This window comes from Nocardioides sp. NPDC047086 (assembly GCF_040643685.1).
Lineage (GTDB): Bacteria > Actinomycetota > Actinomycetes > Propionibacteriales > Nocardioidaceae > Nocardioides.
Window position 1 is genome coordinate 47,360 of sequence record NZ_JBEYUV010000027.1, and the last position, 14,614, is coordinate 61,973.

Below are 14,614 nucleotides of genomic sequence, written 5' to 3' on the forward strand. Positions count from 1 at the left end.
CACGCCCCGGAGGCGTGCCGCGTGGACATCGACTGGCCGGGGTCACCAGACCGAATCTTCCCGGCGCGAGGCCGCCGCCGGGGCAAGATGGACGCATGCGTCCCATGCTGGCCACGCCCGGCGCCCACGTTCCGCCGGGGGAGGAGTGGGTCCACGAGGTCAAGTGGGACGGCATCCGGCTCGTCGGCGAGTCCGAGCCAGGACGTACGCAGACCCGGCTTGCCACGCGTAACGGCAACGACGCCACCCCCGCCTGGCCCGAGATCGCGACGGGGCCGGAACGCGACATCGTCGTCGACGGCGAGGTGATCGCCCTCAACGACGCCGGGCTGCCCGACTTCCGGGTGCTCATGGACCGGATGCACAACCGCGACGCGCGCCGGGCGGCGCGGTTCGCAGAGCGGATCCCGGCGACGTACATGGTCTTCGATCTTCTCCGTCTCGACGGCCGGCTGCTCATCGAGGAGCCGTGGACCGCACGCCGCCGGGTCCTCCAGGATCTCTTCGAGAGCGGTGACCTGTCGAGCTGGCAGGTGCCCCCGACGTACGACGACGGCCGGATGCTCCACGAGGTGACGCGGGCGCAGGGGCTGGAGGGGATCGTGTCCAAGCGGCGCGGCAGCCGCTACCGTCCCGGCGAGCGGAGCAAGGACTGGATCAAGCTGGCCCACCGCTACCGGGCCTCGCTGGTGGTCGGCGGCTGGCGGCCCGAGGTGGGCACCGAAGGCGGCACCGAACGTCTCGGCGCCCTGCTCGTCGGGCAGCCGACCCCCGACGGGCTGGTCTACCGCGGGCGGGTCGGCAGCGGCATCACCGGCAAGCGGGCCCAGCGGCTCGGGGAACTGCTCCGAGAGACTGCCCGGAGTCCCTTCGCCGGCCCCGACGTCGACCCCGACGGGGGAGTGCCGCCGGTGGACGCCCGGGGCACCCACTGGGTCGAGCCGCGCCTCGTCGTCGAGGTGGAGACCCACGGCAGTGCCGTCGCGGCGTCGAGCTACAAGGGCCGGCTGCGGCAGCCGAGCTTCATCGGGATCAGGGACGACGTCTCACCGGAGGATCTGTGATGGTCGAACGAGAAGAGGTACGCGTCGAGGTCGACGGCAGGGTCCTGACCCTGACCAGCCTCAGCAAGGTGCTCTATCCGCGTACGGGGATGACGAAGGGCGAGGTCCTCAACTACTACGCCCAGGTCGCGCCGGCGCTCCTGCCACAGCTCCAGGACCGTGCCGTGACCAGGATCCGCTGGCCGCACGGCATCGGGGACATGTCGTTCTTCGAGAAGAACGCCCCGGCCGGCACCCCCAGCTGGGTACGCACCGTCACCGTCCCGACAACGGGATCGCGAACCGCCGACCACAAAGAGGGAACACTCACCTTTCCGATCCTCGACAGCCTCGCCGCGCTCACCTGGGCCGCGAATCTCTCCGCCCTGGAGCTGCACGTCCACCAGTGGACGGTGGGCGCCGACGGCTCCCCGGCAGGGGCGAACCGGATCGTGATCGACCTCGACCCGGGCGAGCCGGCCGGTCTGCAGGAGTGCTGCGAGGTGGCGCTGCTGGTGCGCGAGGCGCTGGGGGCCCGAGATCTCTCCGCGACCCCGGTGCTGAGCGGGAGCAAGGGCCTGCACCTGTACGCCGCCCTGCCGGAGCCCGTCGAGCCGGACGTCGCCACGGCGCTGGCCAAGGAGGTCGCCGAGGAGCTCCAGAAGGCCCACCCACGCCAGGTCACCGCGACGATGACGAAAAGTCGCAGGTCAGGCAAGGTCTTCCTGGACTGGTCGCAGAACTCGGGGTCGAAGACGACGATCTGCCCTTACTCGCTGCGGGGCAAGGAGATCCCGACGGTCGCGGCCCCGGTCACGTGGGAGGAGGTCACCGAAGGGGCCGAGGATCCGCTCGGTATCGATCAGCTCGGACCTAACAATGTGATCACGCGCTTATCTGAAAGGGGGGATCTCTTCACAAGCCCTACGGGGCTGTAACTATTGTTCTCTTCATGTCGAACTCCGTGCTTGTCGTAGAAGACCAAGAGGACATCGCTGCTCCCCTGGTGCGCACGCTCCAGCGTGAGGGCTATGACGTCACCTGGGTCGACTCCGGCAAGAAGGCGCTGGAGCTGCTGGCCCCTCCGTACGACGCCGAGCTGGTGCTGCTCGACCTCGGCCTTCCGGACATGGACGGGCTCGAGGTCTGCAAGGCCGCCCGCGACAACGGCTACGAGGGCGGGATCATGATCCTCACCGCCCGTGACGCCGAGATCGACCTGGTCGTCGGTCTCGACGCCGGCGCCGACGACTACCTGGCCAAGCCGTTCGCGCTGGCCGTCCTCCAGGCGCGGGTCCGTGCCCTCCTGCGCCGCTCGGGTCCGGTCGAGCCCGGCGCCGATGACGATGCCCTGCGCATCGACGTGGCTGCCCACCGGGTCTACGCCGGCGAGCGCGAGGTGACCCTGACCGGCAAGGAGTTCGCGCTCCTGGCTGTTCTGGCCGCCTCCCGCGACAAGGTCGTCTCCCGTGACCGGCTGATGGCCGAGGTCTGGGACGAGAACTGGTACGGCTCGACCAAGACGCTCGACGTCACCGTCGGACGCCTGCGCCAGAAGCTCGAGGCGGCCGGTGTCCAGGAGAAGGTCGTCGCGGTCCGCGGCGTCGGGTTCCGGCTCGAAGCAGCGGAGTAAACGCAAGTCCGACACGGGGTCATATGCGCGTTCAACGCGTGAGATGACTCACAAACGACGGCAAAAACAAGCGTAACCACGCGGAATGTGCTCGAGAAGCGGGCATTCGGGATTGGATCCGTTCCAGATCGCATGTCACCTTGGATGAGCCGTGCAGAACGCACGACCGGCCCCGGTACACGCCGAATCCTGTCCCTCCGGAAGCCGGCCCCTACTACTGAACCCCCTAACCCTCACACTCAGCAGTACGTATGGGACAGGAGCGGGGGACCCAAGTTCCACGCGACTAACTCGGACGGTCGCTTTGGGGTGAAGCCATCGCACGATGGCCGGGCAACCTTCTAGCCCGAACCCGACAGCTCACCTCGCAGGCGTGGGAAGGAACTCACGCATGTCCAAGTCCGTATCTCCTCCTGCCCATCGAGGCACGGCGCGCCCGTTCCGGGTGCCGAACGTCTCGATCGCCCGGACGATCGCAGGATCCATCAGCGGCCACAGCAAGCTCATCGGCCGCATCACCCTTGCCAGCGGCATCGCCGCCGGCGCCCTGGTGGCGGTGCCCGCCGCCAACGCAGCTCCGGTCTCCCAGGACACGACCACCCTCGAGTCCACCGTCGAGCCGGCCAAGGTGGTGGAGGCTCCGACCCTGGAGGCCTCGGCCACCCCCGCGGCGATGCTCACCGACATCAAGCAGCTCGAACGGGCTGTCGAGGTCCAGGAGCGCAAGGCCGAGGCAGCCCGCAAGGCGGCCGAGGCGAAGCGCAAGGCAGCGATCGCCGCCAAGAAGGCCGCGGAGGCGAAGAAGAAGGCCGAGGCGGAGGCGAAGGCCTTCGCCGCGAGCCGGGAAGGCAAGATCGAGCGCGCGATCAGCGTCGCCTCGGAGCAGATCGGCGACCCGTACGTCTGGGGTGCCACCGGCCCCAGCTCGTTCGACTGCTCCGGCCTGACGCAGTACGCCTTCAGCGCCGCCGGCATCGAGCTTCCCCGGGTCTCGCGGGACCAGGCCGCTGCCCTGCCGACGGTCCCGAACGACCAGATCCAGCGCGGCGACCTGATGTTCTGGGGTAGCCCCGTCTACCACGTCGGCATCTTCCTGCGGTGGGAGAATGGCCAGGCGATCATGCTGCACGCCCCCAAGCCGGGCGCGTCGGTTCGCGAAGAGGCTGCCTGGGACGGCTGGTTCGCTGGCTCGACCCACCAGGCCTGAGGTTTCTCGGGGCCCCACCCCACATATCCCCCTGGCGCTCGCCCTCCGGTTCCCCGTACCGGAGGGCGAGCGCATATTTCGGGGAGGACCAGTGGGCCGGCGAATCGGGTGCGGCACCACGCGTCAAGTAACCTGTAGGACGTGGCAGGCCCCGAATTCGACACCGAGATCAAGCAGCTCCAGGCAACGATGCAGACCATCGGTCAGGTGCTGGACCTGGACGCGATGCGCAAGGAGATCGCCGACCTCGGCGAGCAGGTCGCCGCGCCCGACCTCTGGGACGATCAGGACAACGCCACCCGCGTCACCGGCCGTCTGTCCCTGCTGCAGGGTGAGCTCAACAAGTTCACCGAGCTCAACACCCGCATCGAGGACCTCGGCCTGATGGTCGAGATGGCTCAGGAGGAGGGCGACGCCGACACGCTCGCCGAGTCCGAGGCCGAGCTCGGCCGCGTCAAGAAGGCCGTCGAGAGCCTGGAGATCCGCACCCTGCTCTCGGGGGAGTACGACTCCCGCGAGGCCCTGGTCACGATCCGCTCCGGCGCCGGTGGCGTCGACGCCGCCGACTTCGCCGAGATGCTGATGCGGATGTACGTCCGCTGGGCCGAGCGCAACAAGTACCCGGTCGAGGTCTTCGACACCTCCTACGCCGAGGAGGCCGGGATCAAGTCCGCCACCTTCGCGATCCACGCTCCCTACGCCTACGGCACGCTCTCCGTCGAGGCCGGCACCCACCGCCTGGTGCGGATCAGCCCGTTCGACAACCAGGGGCGTCGCCAGACGTCCTTCGCCGCGGTCGAGGTCGTGCCCGTGCTGGAGCAGACCGACGAGATCGAGCTCGACGAGAACGACATCAAGGTCGACGTCTACCGCTCCTCGGGCCCCGGTGGCCAGTCGGTCAACACCACCGACTCGGCGGTCCGGCTGACCCACATCCCCACTGGCACCGTGGTCTCCTGCCAGAACGAGAAGTCGCAGCTGCAGAACAAGGCCGCCGCGATGATCGTCCTCAAGGCCAAGCTGCTCGCGCTGAAGAAGGCTGAGGAGGAGGCGCACCTCAAGGAGCTCAAGGGCGACGTCGCCGCATCCTGGGGCGACCAGATGCGCAACTACGTCCTCAACCCCTACCAGATCGTCAAGGACCTGCGTACGACCTACGAGGTCGGCAACCCGCAGGCGGTCTTCGACGGCGACATCGACGGGTTCCTCGAGGCCGGCATCCGGTGGCGCCGCGGCGCTGAGAAGGCCGAACAGAACTGACTCGATGGTTGCGCTGACGCGCACCAGGCTTCCACTCCCGGGCCGCGGGGCGGCGTACGTCTATGACGCGTACGGCCCCGAGGACGGGGTGCCGATGGTGCTGTTGCACGAGCTCGGGGGCAGTGCGAAGAGGTGGCAGGGGGTGGTGCCGCCGTTCGCGGTCGGCCACCGGGTCCACGCCTTCGACCTGCGTGGTCACGGGGACTCGGACTGGGCCTCGGAGTACTCCCACCGGCTCATCGCCGATGACGTCATCGCGGCGATGGACGCGCTCGGGATCTCGGGTGCCGTGGTCGTCGGCCACTCGACCGGCGGCAACGTCGCCCTCCTGGTCGCGATGCACCGACCCGACCTGGTCTCCCGGCTCGTCATCGAGGACGTGGTGCCGCCCGCGCCGCGCGAGCGCAGGTCGCCCGGGCGCGCGATCAGGCCGATGCCCCACGACTGGGAGTGCATCGCGTCCCTGCTGGTCGAGGCGACCAGGTACGACGCGTGGATGTGGGAGCAGCTCGAGCTGCTGCCCATGCCGACCCTGATCGTGGCCGGTGGTGGCAACAGTCACATCCCGCCCGCGGACCTCGAGAAGGTCGCCCGGCGGATCCCGAAGGCCGATCTCGTCCACTTCGACGTGGGTCACTTCGTGCATCGCAACCAGCCCGCCGAGTTCGCCGACACCGTCCTGGCCTGGCTCGCGTCGCGGTGCGGATGCGACGCCTCCCGCGTCGCCGCGCTGGATGCGATGCGTCCCGCGTCGCGGGTGGGGTCCCCATCCCTAAGGACCCCACCCGCTCTCGCCAGCCGGCTCTGCTCTGACTCAGTGCCCGCGGCGGCGCACGCCGCCCGGTGAGGTGCCTACCCGGCCCGAGCGACTAAGTCGATTAAAGCACTCGACTTTGGGCCGATGCAAACGACGCGCCGGGATCGGGGCTCCGATCGGAGGCTGCAGGAGTCAGGCGGCGGCCGCGTTGGCCGTCACCAGGCACCAACGGGAGGCGCGCTTCTGCAGCGTCGCGGTCGACTCGCCGGCCTTGCCGGTGAGCTCGCAGGAGAGCCAGGCGTCACCGAAGAGGCCGCGGTAGACGACCTTCGGCTGCTTCTTCGCGTCGGTGCAGGTCAGGGCGACCGACGGCTTCCCGTACGCCGGTGTCGAGGCGGCCTTGCAGCCCTTGGGCACGCTCTTGGTCATCTGCGTTGCCCAGTCCAGGGTCACCGGCGGGGCGAAGACCCAGGCTCGGGCCGAGGTCGCCGAGCCCTCCGGGCCGGTCCAGATGCAGCCGTACTCCTGGGCGACGTCGTCGACCTCGCCCGAGATGGTGGTCTGGTCGCCGTCGCCGTAGGCCTTCTTCTCGCTCGCCGCGCCGCCGAGGGCCTCGGTCGCGTCCTCGGCCGGGACGCGGTCGCAGAACGCGCCGCGGCGTACGTGCATCGTGGTGGTGTCTGCGGTGCTGAGGTCGCCCTTCACCTCGGGGGCCTCGGGCTCGTCGTCTTTCAGGGTGAGCACGCCGACCCCGACCGCGATCGCGGTGAGGACTACGGCACCGATGAGAATCCGGACTGCAGAGCGCACGCCGTCAGAGTACAGGGGCAGGTATCTCAGAGCCGAAGTGTTGAGCCCACCCACCGTTGCACTACCCTCGGTGCGGTGATCCGCTTCGAGAAGGTCAGCAAGGCCTACCCAGGGCAGGCGCGCCCCGCCCTCAACAGCCTTTCGATCGACATCCAGAAGGGGGAGTTCGTCTTCCTCGTGGGCCAATCGGGCTCGGGGAAGTCGACGGCGCTCAAGCTGATGCTGCGCGAGCAGCGCCCGACCACCGGTCGGGTCTATGTCGCCGGCAAGGAGATCAACCGGCTCGCCGGCTGGAAGGTGCCGCGGCTGCGCCGCCAGGTCGGCACGATCTTCCAGGACTTCCGCCTGCTGGCCAACAAGAACGTCGCCGAGAACGTCGCCTTCGCGATGCAGGTGACCGGTCACTCCAACCGCGAGATCCAGCAGCGTGTCCCGGAGACGCTCGAGCTGGTCGGTCTCGACGGCAAGGGCGACCGGATGCCCGACGAGCTCTCCGGTGGTGAGCAGCAGCGGGTGGCCGTCGCCCGCGCGTTCATCAACCGGCCGATGATCCTGATCGCCGACGAGCCCACCGGAAACCTCGACCCCGGCAACACCGTCGGCATCATGCGCCTGCTCGACCGGATCAACCGGTCCGGCACCACCATCGTGATGGCGACCCACGACGTCCAGATGGTCGACCAGATGCGCAAGCGCGTCATCGAGCTCGAGCACGGCCACCTCGTACGCGACCAGGTCCAGGGCGGCTACGGGGCCCAGTTCTAGGCTTCGGCTCCGAGCCGGACCCCCTCGCCTCCGCCCAGGTTCACGACCAGAAAAGGTTTCTCGACCCGCCATGCAGCTGCGCTATGTATTCACCGAGCTCCGCCAGGGGCTACGCCGCAACCTGTCGATGCACGTCGCGGTGGCCCTGACGCTGCTCGTCTCGCTCACCCTCGCCGGCGTCGGCCTGCTGCTTCGTGAGCAGGCCCAGCTGACCGAGGAGGTCTGGGGCGACGAGCTGCAGATCACCTTCTACATGTGCAACGGCGCCAACGACCGCAACCCGCAGTGCGCCGGCGCCGTCGACGACAGCCAGAAGAAGGTCATCACCGCCGCCCTCGACGACAACCGGTACGTCGACAAGATCGAGGAGGAGAGCCAGGAGCAGGCCTACAAGCGGCTGCAGGCTCTCGACGTCGAAGGCGTCAGCGGTCCGGACCCGGTGGTGAAGTCCAGCGACATGTGGGAGTCCTACTGGGTCACGATGACCGACCCGCACCATTCCGCCGAGATCATCGAGGCGGTCGCCGGCCTGGACGGCATCGACCACGTCGGTGACGTCCACGAGGTCACCGGACCCATCCTGGCCGCTGTCGACGGGCTGCAGAGCGCGGCCCTGGTCGGCGCGATCGTGCTGGTGATCGCGGCGCTGCTGCTGGTCGCCAACACCATCCGGCTGGCCGCGTTCGCCCGCCGGCGTGAGATCGGGATCATGCGACTGGTCGGTGCCTCGACCCTCTACATCGCGCTGCCGTTCCTCCTGGAGTCGCTCGTCGTGGCCCTGGTCGGGATCGGGCTGTCCGGGATCGCGCTGGCCGCGGTGATGTACTTCGGCGTCGAGCAGCGGCTCTCGTCCACCGCCGTGACCCAGTGGGTCGGCTGGGAGGAGTTCTTCAGCTCCTTCGCGATCGTCGCGATCCTCGGCATCCTGCTGACGCTCGTCCCGACACTCTTGCTCACGAGGAAATACATCAAGGTCTGATCCGGATCGCCTACCGTCTGTCGGTAACACTTCCCACAGACGAGGTTGATCCGTGCGCGTCTTCCCCCGTGCCGGTCGGCTGGCTGCTGCGCTCAGCTGCGCAGTGGTGGCTACCGTCCTGCTCTCACCCTCCTTGCCGTCCTCCGCGGACGAGAAGGACCGGCTCGAGCAGGAGCAGCGGGAGGTCCAGCAGGACCAGAAGGCCGCCGAGGAGGACCTGGAGCACTCCAGCAAGGGGCTGCGCGAGGCATCGGCGACCTACGACGCGGCGCGGAAGAGGCTCGACCGGGCCCAGACCCGTCTCGACGAGCTCAACGCGCGGCTCGTGGAGGTGCAGGCGGCCCACGCCAAGCTGGAGACCGAGCTCGCCGAACAGAAGCTGCTGCTCGCCGAGGCGAAGCGGGAGCTCGCCGAGGGTCAGGCCGAGGTGAAGGTGCAGCGCGAGGAGATGCGCGACGAGATCCTGACCCGGTTCACCGGGGGAGACCCGCGGCTCGCCCAGGCGGCGGCCCTGCTCTCCGGAGGCTCCCTCGAGGACCTGATGCGCCAGCAGACGTACGTCGACGCGGCTTCCGCGGGCCAGGACGCCACCCTTCAGCGGATGGAGGCGACCGAGACGATGCTCGTCGTCCGCGAGGGCGAGGTGCAGGAGGCGACCGACGCGATCGCGGCCAAGGAGAAGAAGGCCCGCGAGCTGGTCGCCGAGGTCGACTCGCTCCGCGACCAGGCCGAGGCGGCCCACGCCGAGATGTCCACGCTGGCAGAGAAGGCCGCCACCGCGAAGCGGTCGGCCGAGGCGGCGAAGTCGGCGGATGCCGCCGAGCTGCGCAAGCTCGAGGCGGAGGAGTCGGCGCTGCGCAACAAGATCCGGTCGCTCGCCTCCGCCGGCTCCGGGTCCGACCGCAACGTCGGATCGGTCGGTGGGCTCTTCGCGATGCCGGTGAGCGACACCTACGTCACCTCGCCCTACGGCATCCGCAAGCACCCGATCTACGGCTACGTCTCGCTGCACAACGGCACCGACTTCCACGCGCCGTGCGGCCGCCCGCTGCGTGCGATCGACTCGGGGCAGATCATCTCGACCTCGTACTCGAGCGTGTGGGGCAACCGCCTGCACCTCTACCTCGGCAGGGTCAACGGCCACTCCTACACCGCCGTCTACAACCACATCTCCAGCTACGCGAGGCGTTCGGGGAACGTAGGGCGTGGCGAGACCGTGGCGTACGCGGGGACCACAGGCTGGTCCACGGGCTGCCACCTGCACTTCACGATCCTGCGCGACGGAACCCCGGTCGACCCGATGCCGCTGATCGGCGGGTAGCTCCAGCGGGGTAGAACGAGGGGTTTCCCCGATGCGCCCGGAACCGTGGACCGGCGAGCATCGAGACATGTCGCTCACTCGCCGGCTCGGGACGTCTCGAATGCTCGTCGCATCGGTCGCGGCGCTGGCCGCATCGTTCGCCGTCGTCGCGCCTACCGCGGCGCGCACGGAGGCCGACGACCCGGCCCTGCAACGTCGGCTCGACATGATCGTCCCCGCCGGAGCGATCGGCGTCGTCGCCGAGGTTCGCACCGAACATGGTGTGTGGCGTGGATCGAGCGGGGTCGCCGAGCTGGGCACGTCGCGGAAGGTGTCGACGCACAGCAGATTCCGCGCCGGGAGCGTCATGAAGACGTTTCTGGCCACCGTCGTCCTCCAGCTGGTGGCGGAAGATCGGTTGCGGCTCGAAGACTCGATCGAGGAATGGCTTCCCGGGGTCGTACCCGGTGGGGAGCGGATCTCGTTGCGGCAGCTTCTCGCCCACACGAGCGGCCTGTTCGACGTCGTACGGACGTTCCGGCTGCCGCCGGACCCGTGGTTCGCGGACAACCGATGGCGCACCTGGACGGCCGACGAGCTCGCCCGGCGCGGCCTGGCCGAGCGGCCCACCCACGCACCGGGCTCGGCCTTCGCGTACTCCAACACCGGCTACCTGCTGATCAGCCAGGTGATCGAGCGGGTGACCGGGCGGTCGTACGCAGTCGAGGTCAAGCGCCGCATCCTCGAGCCGCTGCACCTGCGTCACTCCGAGCTGCCGGGAAGGTCGCCGTGGATCGGCCGACCACACATGCGCGGCTACATCCCGGTCCGTCGCGACGGCGCGACGCGGCTCATCGACTTCACCGTGATGAACCCCTCGGTCTTCGGTCCGCCAGGCGAGCTGATCTCGACGACGAGCGACCTGAACACCTTCTATGCCGCGCTGCTCACCGGCCGCCTGCTCCCTGCGCACCTCCTCGAGGAGATGAAGACGCCAGGGATTGCGGAGGAGACGTACGGCTTGGGGTTGCGGTGGGAGGCGAAAACCTCGTGCGGCGTGCCTGTCTACGGTCACGATGGCGACGCGCTGGCGTACCAGACGTGGTCGTTCACGACCGAGGACGGACATCGTCAGGCGACGGTCGCGGTCACGCCGACCTCCGACGGTGATGTCGACGACGCGGTCGCCGAGTTCATCGACCAGGCGGTGTGCGACTGACGCGATGTCCCGGTGTCGCACAGCAAACGTTTCGCGCTGGTGCCCTCGTGCCTGAGAGAATAGGAGAATGGCGAAGGAGCAGGGGCGCAAGATGATCGCGCAGAACAAGAAGGCGCGACACGACTACCACATCGAGGACACCTACGAGGCCGGCATGGTCCTGCAGGGCACCGAGGTGAAGTCGCTGCGTGAGGGTCGCGCCTCCCTGGTCGACGGCTTCGTCGACATCGACCGTGGCGAGGCCTGGATCCACGGGATCCACATCCCCGAATACCTCAACGGCACCTGGACCAACCACGCCGCCCGCCGTAAGCGCAAGCTCCTCCTGCACCGCGCCGAGATCGACAAGATCGAGCGCAAGGTCTCCGAGAAGGGCCTCACCGTCGTCCCCCTCGCCCTCTACTTCCTCAACGGCCGCGCCAAGGTCGAGATCGGCGTCGCCAAGGGCAAGAAGTCGTGGGACAAGCGCAACACCATCGCCGAGCGTACGGCCAAGCGGGAGGCCGAGGTCGAGGTCGGCCGCAAGCTCAAGGGGATGAAGGGGTAGCGGTCGCCTGCGGCGGCAATAACCGAGTGGGGAATGCGGGCAGGGGCCTGTAGTGTTCTCTTACTGCCTGGACAACGGGCATTGAAAACTCAAAAGGGGCTGATCGGTTTCGACTTGGGACGTTGCTCCCAGGGGAAGCGGGTCGAGGAGCCAGCGTCATCTCGTAAACGATCGCTGGAAACCAATAACTGCCAACGCTAAGCGCAGTTCCTTCGCTCTCGCCGCCTGAGCGGTGATCGAAGCGTCTGACCGAGTATCCGTCTCCGGCTCGGATCCAGGCGTCATCTAGGAGACTCCACCTCATGCACATGCCGACGGGGCATGGGGGACATCTAGTCGGCTGATCCTGTCGGGGACGTGTCTGCGTCGAGCCCCGGGGATGAGAGAACGCCACCCACAGACTGCACCCGGAGAAGACCTGGCACGGCGCTCGAGGACCGGGGTTCGATTCCCCGCAGCTCCACGAACCTTTGGCCGACGTGTGCCCGCGCTTCGCGCGGGCCACGTCGGTTCGTCATTTATAGGCGACGCTTCGCGTCGCGGCGGGGATATCCCCGCACCCCTTAGCCCTTCGTGGTTGGTGTTGCGCTTGGCCTGGGCGCGCGGGGGTGAGGGCTTCGCTGCATCCGCAGCCCCCGATCACAGCGACAGCACTCGCGTCCGTCGACGAGCCGCAATTCGCCGCCATGGTGGGGGAGTGCGGGCCCGGACGCAATGATCGGCCCGAAGATCGTGCCCTGGTGGGAAATGCTGGCAGCGAGGCGATGATCGCCACACATCAGAGCCAGGGACACCGCTGTATGCCGGAAGACGTCCGGTCGTTCATCTCCTTGGCGAGATGACTTCTGTTGCGTGCGCGATAGGGTTGTGAGGCGTACGTCACATGGAGGTAAGGATGTTCGAGGAAGGACAGCTCTACTCACCCGTCACCGTGGGTGAGGATGGGCAGGTCGAGGTGCATCTGGGGGACAACCACCCCGGGTTCGCAGACCAGGATTACCGGGCTCGACGTAGCGAGATCGCTGGCGCGGCGCTCGGCTGGAAGCCGGGGCAGCCAGTGCCCCGGATCGACTACACCGAGACGGAGAACGAGATCTGGCGGACGGTGTGCCGAGAGATCGCACCGCTGCACCACAAGTACGCCTGCCGCAACTACATCGCGGCGGTCGAGGCCCTCAACCTCCCCCAGGACCGGGTGCCGCAGCTCGACGAGGTGAGCGCCGGCCTGAAGCCGCTGACCGGGTTCGAGTACGTCCCGGCCGCGGGGATCGTCCCGCTGGAGGAGTTCTACGGGAGTCTGGCCGATGGGCAGTTCCACTCGACGCAGTATCTGCGTCACCACGCCGTGCCGCTCTACACCCCGGAGCCCGACATCATCCACGAGGTGATCGGCCACGGGAACCTCCTTGCCGACCCGCAGGTCGCCGAGGTCAAGCGTCTCGCCGGCGCCGCCGCGCGCCGTGTCGAGACCAGGGAGGCGCTCCAGGTCGTCGCCGACGTCTTCTGGTTCACCATCGAGTTCGGTGTGCTCCACGAGGACGGTGACCTGAAGGCCTACGGCGCTGGGCTGCTGTCCTCCTACGGCGAGATCGAGGAGATGCACGAGGTGGAGGTGCGGCCGATCGACTTCGCCCAGATGGCGACCGTCGACTACGACATCACCCACTACCAGCCGGTGCTCTTCGCCGCGGAGTCGTTCAGCCACATGGTCGACGAGGTCGGCAACTTCTTCGCGACCTGCGACGACGACACGCCACAGCGTCTCGGTGCCGTCTAGGCCGATTCGGCCACATCCGAGGCGTTAGCCTCGGATGATGATCGACAGCTACCGCAACCGCGCGCTGGAGGCGGCGCTCGCCGCCGCCGACGCCGACGCGGTCGGTGCTGCGCTGCGTACGGGGCAGGTTGTCGTTCCCCAGCTCGACGAGGCCCGGATCAGGGTCTTTCCCGGGGACCGCGGCAACCGGCCACCGTACGAGGCGATGCTCTTCTCGTCCCAGGAGGCGCTGGAGACGTTCCTCGCCGAGGACACCCGCCGGCGCGCGCAGCTGCGCAACGCCGACGGGCTGCGGGAGTTCCTGACGGCCAACATCGAGGAGATCGCGTACGTCACCTTCGACCCGGCCGGGCCGAACCGGTTCCGGGCGGGCATCAGGGACGTGCTCAAGGCGCTCGGCCCCAAGCCGCACGTCGACCTGCGGCTGCCGAAGGCGCAGGAGTGGTATGTCGTGGACATGTCCGACGAGGACGTACGCGACTATCAGCTCGCCGACCTGGCCGACAAGGTGCTCCCGAAGGTGCAGCGGTCCAGGATCGAGCAGCCCGACTGGGCACGATGGATGGCTGCCGCCAAGGACGCCGCCGCCGAGCAGGGTGCGGCGTTCCTGGCCTACTGGCTGCAGCGGGTCGGGCGGCGCCCCGCAGGGCTGGCGGTCGCGCTGAGCCGCCCGGCGCCGTTCGGCATGGTCCGGCACCCGCTCCAGGCAGAGACCACGACCGTGGGGGAGCGGTGGGTGGCCTCGCCCGACCGGCTCTACGAGTCCCGGCTGATCTACTCCTTCCCGCACCCCGACCTCGCCGACGTGGCCCTGCCGACCGTCGACCTCGTCGTCGCGACGCTGTCGTGGGGAGATGAGTCGTGAGCTGTGTCTTCTGTGATGTCGTCGCGGGCGATCTGGCGGCCGAGATCGTCTTCGAGGACGATGGTTTCCTGGCCTTCCTCGACCATCGCCCGGTGCAGAAGGGCCACATCCTGATGGTGCCCCGACAGCACCTCGCCACCCTTCTCGATCTCCCTCCTGACCTGGACGGACGCTTCGTCGTGAACGCTCAGCGCCTCGCCGCCGCGGTCGTTGACGGCCTCGGTGCCCAGGGCAGCTTCGTGGCGGTCAACAACGTGGTCAGCCAGTCGGTCCCACACCTCCACCTCCACGTCGTCCCGCGCACCCGCGGCGACGGGCTCAAGGGCTTCTTCTGGCCGCGCCACAAGTACGGCGACGGCGAGCAGAAGGAGTACGCCGACCGGCTCCGTGCCGTGCTGGGCTGACGCCGGGCCGAGTTCACCGAGGCGTACGGCTTCGGCCATCGACACGTC

At 68.5% G+C, this 14,614-nt stretch carries 15 protein-coding genes, 1 other RNA gene and 1 riboswitch; of the genes, 15 read left to right on the plus strand and 1 reads right to left on the minus strand.

Going from position 1 to position 14,614, the window contains the following annotated elements:
* Positions 1-95: 95 nt before the first annotated feature.
* The 6 genes from ABZ796_RS19035 to ABZ796_RS19060 all read left to right on the plus strand — a co-directional run bounded on the left by ABZ796_RS19035 (position 96) and on the right by ABZ796_RS19060 (position 5,990).
* A complete protein-coding gene (locus tag ABZ796_RS19035) occupies positions 96-1,064 on the plus strand; it encodes a DNA ligase (protein ID WP_357338885.1) in 969 nt (322 codons plus the stop codon).
* The gene (gene ligD, locus ABZ796_RS19040; RefSeq protein ID WP_357338886.1) at positions 1,064-1,981 is read left to right on the plus strand and encodes a non-homologous end-joining DNA ligase; all 918 of its coding nucleotides are present in this window, start codon (positions 1,064-1,066) and stop codon (positions 1,979-1,981) included. Before ABZ796_RS19035 ends, ligD begins: the two co-directional genes overlap by 1 nt.
* A gap of 14 nt (positions 1,982-1,995) precedes the next feature.
* Entirely contained in the window at positions 1,996-2,676 is a 681-nt protein-coding gene (locus tag ABZ796_RS19045) for a response regulator transcription factor (RefSeq protein WP_176884042.1), read from the plus strand.
* Between the two features lie 213 nt (positions 2,677-2,889).
* A riboswitch (cyclic di-AMP (ydaO/yuaA leader) is annotated at positions 2,890-3,062 on the plus strand.
* 5 nt (positions 3,063-3,067) lie between these two features.
* On the plus strand, positions 3,068-3,883 hold the full coding sequence (locus ABZ796_RS19050; protein ID WP_357338887.1) for a C40 family peptidase: 816 nt from the start codon (positions 3,068-3,070) through the stop codon (positions 3,881-3,883).
* Positions 3,884-4,024: 141 nt separating this feature from the next.
* Positions 4,025-5,143: a peptide chain release factor 2 gene (gene prfB, locus ABZ796_RS19055; protein WP_357338888.1), complete on the plus strand. Its 1,119-nt coding sequence runs from the start codon at positions 4,025-4,027 to the stop codon at positions 5,141-5,143.
* A gap of 4 nt (positions 5,144-5,147) precedes the next feature.
* Entirely contained in the window at positions 5,148-5,990 is an 843-nt protein-coding gene (locus ABZ796_RS19060) for an alpha/beta hydrolase (protein WP_357338889.1), read from the plus strand.
* A gap of 102 nt (positions 5,991-6,092) precedes the next feature.
* On the opposite strand, the gene ABZ796_RS19065 is transcribed toward ABZ796_RS19060, so the two are convergent.
* The gene (locus tag ABZ796_RS19065; RefSeq protein ID WP_357338890.1) at positions 6,093-6,710 is read right to left on the minus strand and encodes a hypothetical protein; all 618 of its coding nucleotides are present in this window, start codon (positions 6,708-6,710) and stop codon (positions 6,093-6,095) included.
* Positions 6,711-6,785: 75 nt separating this feature from the next.
* Between ABZ796_RS19065 and ftsE the strand changes: the two genes are divergently transcribed.
* From ftsE to ABZ796_RS19110, 9 genes are all read left to right on the plus strand, one after another.
* Complete coding sequence (ftsE, locus tag ABZ796_RS19070) at positions 6,786-7,475, plus strand: cell division ATP-binding protein FtsE (protein WP_357338891.1); 690 nt, start codon at positions 6,786-6,788, stop codon at positions 7,473-7,475.
* Positions 7,476-7,545: 70 nt separating this feature from the next.
* Positions 7,546-8,454: a permease-like cell division protein FtsX gene (ftsX, locus tag ABZ796_RS19075; RefSeq protein ID WP_357338892.1), complete on the plus strand. Its 909-nt coding sequence runs from the start codon at positions 7,546-7,548 to the stop codon at positions 8,452-8,454.
* Between the two features lie 52 nt (positions 8,455-8,506).
* Positions 8,507-9,775, plus strand: coding sequence for a peptidoglycan DD-metalloendopeptidase family protein (locus tag ABZ796_RS19080; RefSeq protein ID WP_357338893.1), 1,269 nt, complete (start codon positions 8,507-8,509; stop codon positions 9,773-9,775).
* 67 nt (positions 9,776-9,842) lie between these two features.
* The gene (locus ABZ796_RS19085) at positions 9,843-10,973 is read left to right on the plus strand and encodes a serine hydrolase domain-containing protein (RefSeq protein WP_357338895.1); all 1,131 of its coding nucleotides are present in this window, start codon (positions 9,843-9,845) and stop codon (positions 10,971-10,973) included.
* A gap of 67 nt (positions 10,974-11,040) precedes the next feature.
* Positions 11,041-11,520, plus strand: a complete 480-nt coding sequence (smpB, locus tag ABZ796_RS19090; protein ID WP_336738146.1) for an SsrA-binding protein SmpB — start codon at positions 11,041-11,043, stop codon at positions 11,518-11,520.
* A gap of 95 nt (positions 11,521-11,615) precedes the next feature.
* Positions 11,616-11,986: a transfer-messenger RNA gene (gene ssrA, locus ABZ796_RS19095) on the plus strand.
* 429 nt (positions 11,987-12,415) lie between these two features.
* Positions 12,416-13,297: a phenylalanine 4-monooxygenase gene (locus tag ABZ796_RS19100; RefSeq protein ID WP_357338897.1), complete on the plus strand. Its 882-nt coding sequence runs from the start codon at positions 12,416-12,418 to the stop codon at positions 13,295-13,297.
* 37 nt (positions 13,298-13,334) lie between these two features.
* A complete protein-coding gene (locus ABZ796_RS19105) occupies positions 13,335-14,162 on the plus strand; it encodes a hypothetical protein (RefSeq protein WP_357338899.1) in 828 nt (275 codons plus the stop codon).
* A complete protein-coding gene (locus tag ABZ796_RS19110) occupies positions 14,159-14,566 on the plus strand; it encodes an HIT family protein (RefSeq protein WP_357338900.1) in 408 nt (135 codons plus the stop codon). The genes ABZ796_RS19105 and ABZ796_RS19110 overlap by 4 nt, the downstream gene beginning before the upstream one ends.
* Positions 14,567-14,614 lie beyond the last annotated feature (48 nt).

Excerpts from the sequence above, each read along its gene's own strand:
- ABZ796_RS19035 (WP_357338885.1), top strand. The coding sequence starts at position 96 with ATGCGTCCCATGCTGGCCACGCCCGGCGCCCACGTTCCGCCGGGGGAG.
- ligD (WP_357338886.1), top strand. The coding sequence starts at position 1,064 with ATGGTCGAACGAGAAGAGGTACGCGTCGAGGTCGACGGCAGGGTCCTG.
- ABZ796_RS19045 (WP_176884042.1), top strand. The coding sequence starts at position 1,996 with ATGTCGAACTCCGTGCTTGTCGTAGAAGACCAAGAGGACATCGCTGCT.
- ABZ796_RS19050 (WP_357338887.1), top strand. The coding sequence starts at position 3,068 with ATGTCCAAGTCCGTATCTCCTCCTGCCCATCGAGGCACGGCGCGCCCG.
- ABZ796_RS19060 (WP_357338889.1), top strand. The coding sequence starts at position 5,148 with ATGGTTGCGCTGACGCGCACCAGGCTTCCACTCCCGGGCCGCGGGGCG.
- ftsX (WP_357338892.1), top strand. The coding sequence starts at position 7,546 with ATGCAGCTGCGCTATGTATTCACCGAGCTCCGCCAGGGGCTACGCCGC.
- ABZ796_RS19085 (WP_357338895.1), top strand. The coding sequence starts at position 9,843 with ATGTCGCTCACTCGCCGGCTCGGGACGTCTCGAATGCTCGTCGCATCG.
- smpB (WP_336738146.1), top strand. The coding sequence starts at position 11,041 with ATGGCGAAGGAGCAGGGGCGCAAGATGATCGCGCAGAACAAGAAGGCG.
- ABZ796_RS19100 (WP_357338897.1), top strand. The coding sequence starts at position 12,416 with ATGTTCGAGGAAGGACAGCTCTACTCACCCGTCACCGTGGGTGAGGAT.
- ABZ796_RS19105 (WP_357338899.1), top strand. The coding sequence starts at position 13,335 with ATGATCGACAGCTACCGCAACCGCGCGCTGGAGGCGGCGCTCGCCGCC.